Source organism: Variovorax sp. E3 (genome assembly GCF_016082275.1).
Classification (GTDB): Bacteria; Pseudomonadota; Gammaproteobacteria; order Burkholderiales; family Burkholderiaceae_C; genus Variovorax.
Window position 1 is genome coordinate 1 of sequence record NZ_MOWM01000279.1, and the last position, 4,651, is coordinate 4,651.

The 4,651-nt window shown below is 65.3% G+C and carries 4 protein-coding genes and 4 pseudogenes; all 8 read right to left on the reverse strand.

Translation table 11 applies throughout. From position 1 onward, the window contains the following. Nucleotides 1–458 (reverse strand): annotated as a pseudogene (locus BMG07_RS39815) (Hpt domain-containing protein); the annotation flags it as partial. Nucleotides 459–516: 58 nt separating this feature from the next. Further along, nucleotides 517–1,428, reverse strand: coding sequence for a flagellar motor protein MotB (motB, locus tag BMG07_RS39820; RefSeq protein WP_198089087.1), 912 nt, complete (start codon nucleotides 1,426–1,428; stop codon nucleotides 517–519). Between the two features lie 36 nt (nucleotides 1,429–1,464). Continuing rightward, nucleotides 1,465–2,324: pseudogene (gene motA, locus BMG07_RS39825) on the reverse strand (flagellar motor stator protein MotA). A 64-nt stretch (nucleotides 2,325–2,388) separates the two neighbouring features. Further along, the gene (gene flhC / locus BMG07_RS39830; protein WP_198089088.1) at nucleotides 2,389–2,979 is read right to left on the reverse strand and encodes a flagellar transcriptional regulator FlhC; all 591 of its coding nucleotides are present in this window, start codon (nucleotides 2,977–2,979) and stop codon (nucleotides 2,389–2,391) included. After that, a complete protein-coding gene (flhD, locus tag BMG07_RS39835; protein WP_198089090.1) occupies nucleotides 2,976–3,338 on the reverse strand; it encodes a flagellar transcriptional regulator FlhD in 363 nt (120 codons plus the stop codon). The genes flhC and flhD overlap by 4 nt, the downstream gene beginning before the upstream one ends. A 348-nt stretch (nucleotides 3,339–3,686) precedes the next feature. Beyond that, a pseudogene (locus BMG07_RS39840) lies at nucleotides 3,687–3,979 on the reverse strand (EscU/YscU/HrcU family type III secretion system export apparatus switch protein). Further along, nucleotides 3,976–4,179: a flagellar hook-length control protein FliK gene (locus BMG07_RS39845; RefSeq protein WP_307867321.1), complete on the reverse strand. Its 204-nt coding sequence runs from the start codon at nucleotides 4,177–4,179 to the stop codon at nucleotides 3,976–3,978. The pseudogene BMG07_RS39840 and the gene BMG07_RS39845 overlap by 4 nt, the downstream one beginning before the upstream one ends. After that, nucleotides 4,134–4,651, reverse strand: a pseudogene (locus BMG07_RS43770) (hypothetical protein); the annotation flags it as partial. The gene BMG07_RS39845 and the pseudogene BMG07_RS43770, both read right to left, overlap by 46 nt.

The following is a 4,651-nucleotide window of genomic DNA, read 5'->3' on the forward strand; positions in this document are numbered from 1 at the left end:
TGCACGGGGGGCGGCAACCACGGGCGCGGGCGCGGGGGCCGGCGGCGCGACGTGCGCCACGACGCTGTCGTCGCCGCTTTCCAGCGCGAGTTGCTGAAGCACGCCGCAGATGTGCGCGACCATGTCGGCGTCCGGCTCCTTGCCGGCCTGGTAGGCGGTGAGTTGTTCTTGCAAGGCGTCCTTCGTTTCCAGAAATGCATCGATCATTCGACCGTTCAGGCTCAACTGCCCATGCGGGCGCGGTCCAGAAGCGTTTCGAGCACGTGCGTGGTGTTGGTCAAGGCGGTGAAACCGAACGTGGCCGCGCCGCCCTTGATGGAGTGCGCGGCGCGGAAGATGGCGTTGAGCTGCTCGCTGTCCGGCGCCTCGACGTCGAGCTCCAGCAGCAGTTGCTCCATCTCCGCGAGAAGCTCGATGGCCTCGACGAAGAATGCCTGGGTGAATTGACTGAGGTCCATCTCGTTGCTCCGGGCCGGCGCGCTGGCGCCGTCCCATGGGTTGCTTGTAGTTGTCTTGTTATTGCGTTGCCACGGCGGTCCTGGGGGCGGCGGGCGCAACGCTCGCCACCGGCACCGGCACCTTGCCCACGCGCATGCCGCCGTCGCTGCCGTTCTCGCGCTCGATGCGCTCCTGGGTGCGGTGGTTGAGCAGGATGATGCTGATGCGCCGGTTGATGGGGTTGCGCGGGTCGGCGCGGTCCAGGTGCATGCTGTCGGCCAGGCCGATCACGCGCAGCACCTTGTCCTCGGCCATGCCGCCGAACATGAGCTCGCGGCGCGAGGCGTTGGCGCGGTCGGCCGACAGCTCCCAGTTGCCGTACGACCTGTCGTTGGTGTAGACGATGGCGTCGGTGTGGCCCGACAGCGTGATCTTGTTGGGCAGGCCATTGAGTGCCGGCGCCAGCTCGCGCAGGATGGCGCGCATGTGCGGCACCACGCGGGCGCTGGCCAGCTCGAACATCGGGCGGTTCTCGGTATCGACGATCTGCAGCCGCAGCCCTTCGGTCGTGATGTCGATCAGGATCTGCGAGCGGAACTGGCGGAACACCGGGCTCTTCTCGATCAGCTCGTCGAGCTTCTGCTTCATTTCGGCCAGGCGCGTGGCGTCGGCCTGCTCCTCGGCGTCGGCCTGCTTGACCTCGCCCTCCAGGTGCATCGGGTCGGCGCCGCCGCCGGGAATCATGCTGGTGCTCAGGCTGGCCTTGTCGCCGCCCGACAGCGCCACGCGCAGCGGCATGCGGAAGTGCTCGGCAATGCCTTCGCGCTGCTTCGGGCTGGAGATCGACAGCAGCCACATGACCAGGAAGAAGGCCATCATGGCCGTCATGAAGTCGGCGTAGGCGATCTTCCAGCCGCCGCCCGCGTGCCCGCCGCCGTGCTTGCCCTTGTGGACATGCTTGATGATGATCTGGGGCTTGCCTTCGCTCATGGTCGCTCGCTCGTTCGCTCTTCTGTCGACAGGGCGTCAGCGCGCCTTGACTTCCCGAACGTGGTCATCCAGTTCGGTGAAGGACGGGCGCTCGGTCGAGAACAGCACCTTGCGGCCGAACTCCACCGCCAGTTGCGGCGCGTAGCCGTTCAGGCTGGCCAGCAGCGTGACCTTGGCGCACTGGTAGATCTTCATGCCCTCTTCCACCTTCTGCTCGATCAGCGAGGCCAGCGGCGACACGAAGCCGTAGGCCAGCAGCACGCCCAGGAAGGTACCCACCATGGCGTGCGCGATGAGCGCGCCCATTTCTGAAGGCGGCAGGTTGGCCGAGCCCAGCGCGTGCACCACGCCCATCACGGCCGCGACGATGCCCAGCGCGGGCAAGGCGTCGCCCACGCGCGAGAGGCTGTGGCCGGGCACGGCGGCCTCGTGGCGCAGGGTCTCGATCTCGTGGTCCATGAGCGCTTCGATCTCGTGCGCGTCGGTGTTGCCGCTGATGACCAGGCGCAGGTAGTCGCACAGGAAGATCGTGATGCCTTCGTGCGCCATGATGCTCGGGTAGCGCTGGAAGATCTCGCTGGAGGTCGGGTCCTCGACGTCGGACTCCAGCTTCATCATGCCTTCCTTGCGGGCCTTGGCGAGCAGCTCGTACAGCAGCGCCAGCAGGTCCATGTAGAGCTGGCGGTTGTGCTTGGAGGAGCGCAGCAGCAGCGGCAGCTCCTTGATGGTCGCCTTGATGGTCTTGCCGTTGTTGCCGGCAATGAAGGCACCAGCGCGGAGCCGCCGATCATGAGCAACTCCACTGGCTGGAACAGGACGCCGAAGTGCCCGCCCATGAGGCCGTAGCCCCCGAACACGGCACCGATCACCACGATATATCCAACCAGAACCAGCACGCGCTTCCCCTATCGCCCTCGGGCGTCAAACCAAAAACCCCTCGCCGTGGCGCGGGGCGCTTACCTAGACCGCGGCGCCACCGATATCGAGCACGGGCGCCACGGCGATCAATCCGCCCCGGCGCACCTCGGCGACCTTGGGCTTTCGTGCCTTGCCCGCGCGCGAAGGCGGTCGGCACAGAACACACACATAACCGTTCTTGTTGTCGTGGGCATGCGCCACGAAATGACCGCCGCACCGGCAGCAGGTGCTCAGCTGCAGCATGTCGCTGTCGAAGAAGCGCACCATCGTCTCGGCGCGGGTGAAGTCGAGCACCACCTCGCCGCCTTGCGACTCGACCTGCTCGGTGTACAGGCGGTAAGCCTTGATGAGCGCGGGCAGTTCGCTTTCGTCCGCCTCGTCCAGCATGAAGCGGTAGATGTTGTAGAACATCGACGAGTGGATGTTGGCCAGCCACGTCATGTACCAGTCGGTCGAGAACGGCAGCAGGCCCTTGGGCGGCGAAACGCCCTTGAGTTCCTTGTACAGGCGGATCAGGCGTTCCCGGCTCAGCGCAACGGCGGCTTCCAGGAACTGCAGTCGGGCTCCGAGCCCGATCAGCTCGACCGCGAGCTGAACCTGCCGCACCTCGCCCAGGACGCTCTTGCGGGTCATGCCGCCGCCGCTCCCGGCTCGCGCATCTGCGACTGGGCCTGCGCCTGTCGGGCGGCCATCAGGATCGACATGTGCGCCTGCTGCAGCGCGGGCTCCTTGCCCTCGCCGACCACCGCGAACATCGGGCGGTCGTCCAGCCTGAAGCTGCACAACAGGAAGTTGGATGCCGCCAGTTTCACGATCTGGCTGAGCGACATGTTCGCCAGCAGATCGGCGAGCTCGCGCCCCACGCCCAGGCGAAACATGGCCTCTGCCCGGTCCTGCTTGACCAGCTTCTGGGCAAGCAGCATATAGGCCAGATTAATCTCGCCGATTTCTCTCGAAATCACACCGTTTGCACTGATATTGCAATTTTCCATGTCTATTTCCATTTCCGATTTCACGTCCACTTCGTGCTCCAATCAATCGTGTATACATTATATACACAAAGTTTTACACTTTGAAGTATCTGCTAAGAGTCTCGGCAAAAAATGTAGGAAAAATCTGACAAGAGGGTGGGGTCTCTCCCTATGACAGAGAGAGGCCCCGGTTCGATGCAAGTGATTTTCAATCGTGAAACCACTTGTTACCAGTGGGTATTCCTGCCAATAATTTATTCATCTTGCTTATGGAATTGATAAAGACTATTACACGGTGTAACAACGCGGAAAACGTTAATTACCCGGGTGCCATAGAGTTTCATGAGTTTGAATAGATCGACGATCCAATTAATGTCCGGAATGTGACTCGACCTGCCCTTCGAGCCCGTAGATCCACGCCATCACTTCGGCGACCGCGCGGTACAGCTGCGGGGGGATCTGCTGGTCGAGGTTGACCTGCATGAGGAGCTTCACGAGATCGGCCGATGCGTGCACATACAGCCCGTTCTCGCGCGCCTCGCGCATGATCGATTCGGCGACCACGCCGTAGCCCTTGGCCACGACGACGGCGCGCGGGTCTTGTCGGCATACGACAGCGCGACCGCGCTGTTCCGGTTGTCGGGTGCGGCTGCGCTGTTCATGCGTGCGCCTCTTTGGCCGTGACCTGCAACTGCTGCAACTGGAGGCCGGCGGCCTCGAAGCGCCGGGTCAGCCGGCCGGCGTCGCCGCGCAGGCGCGCCATGGTGTCGGTGTCGCGGGCCGACAGGTGCGCCTGCACGCCCGGGCCGGCCAGGCTCAGCCGCAGGTCGACCTCGCCCAGGCGCGGCAGCACCAGCGACACGGTGGTCGACCAGCGGCGCGTGGACTCGTCCTGCGCTTCGGCGTCGCCGCGTGCGCGGACTGGCGTTGTTCTTCCTCGATCGACCACGACATCGGCACGCCGGGCCAGGCCTGGCCGCTCCAGCGGAAGGTGGCGCTGGCCAGCAGGTCGAGCTGCTGGTGCACGAGCGTCACGGCCTGCGGGTGGATCACTTCGGCGCCGCTCGCGCCGCGTGAAGCAGGCAAGGTGGCCGGGCTGTCGGACGGGCGCGTGGCGTCGGCCAGGGCCTGGGCCGCGCGGTGCGCCTGCAGCACGTCGGGCGCACTGGCGGCGTCGGACTGCCGATAGGCGGCCTGCATGCGCGCGGCATCGGTCGAAGGCGTTGCATCGGCGGGCGAAGCGTCGGCCATACCAGACACTGCGGAACCTTCTGGTGCGCCGCCGGCGGCGGGCGCGGCCTGTGCGGCGGACGCATTCGGCGCGCGCTGCGCTG

What these genes read in the sequence shown, in the direction of transcription:
- motB (WP_198089087.1), bottom strand. Translation starts at nt 1,428, where the DNA reads ATGAGCGAAGGCAAGCCCCAGATCATCATCAAGCATGTCCACAAGGGC.
- flhC (WP_198089088.1), bottom strand. Translation starts at nt 2,979, where the DNA reads ATGACCCGCAAGAGCGTCCTGGGCGAGGTGCGGCAGGTTCAGCTCGCG.
- flhD (WP_198089090.1), bottom strand. Translation starts at nt 3,338, where the DNA reads ATGGAAAATTGCAATATCAGTGCAAACGGTGTGATTTCGAGAGAAATC.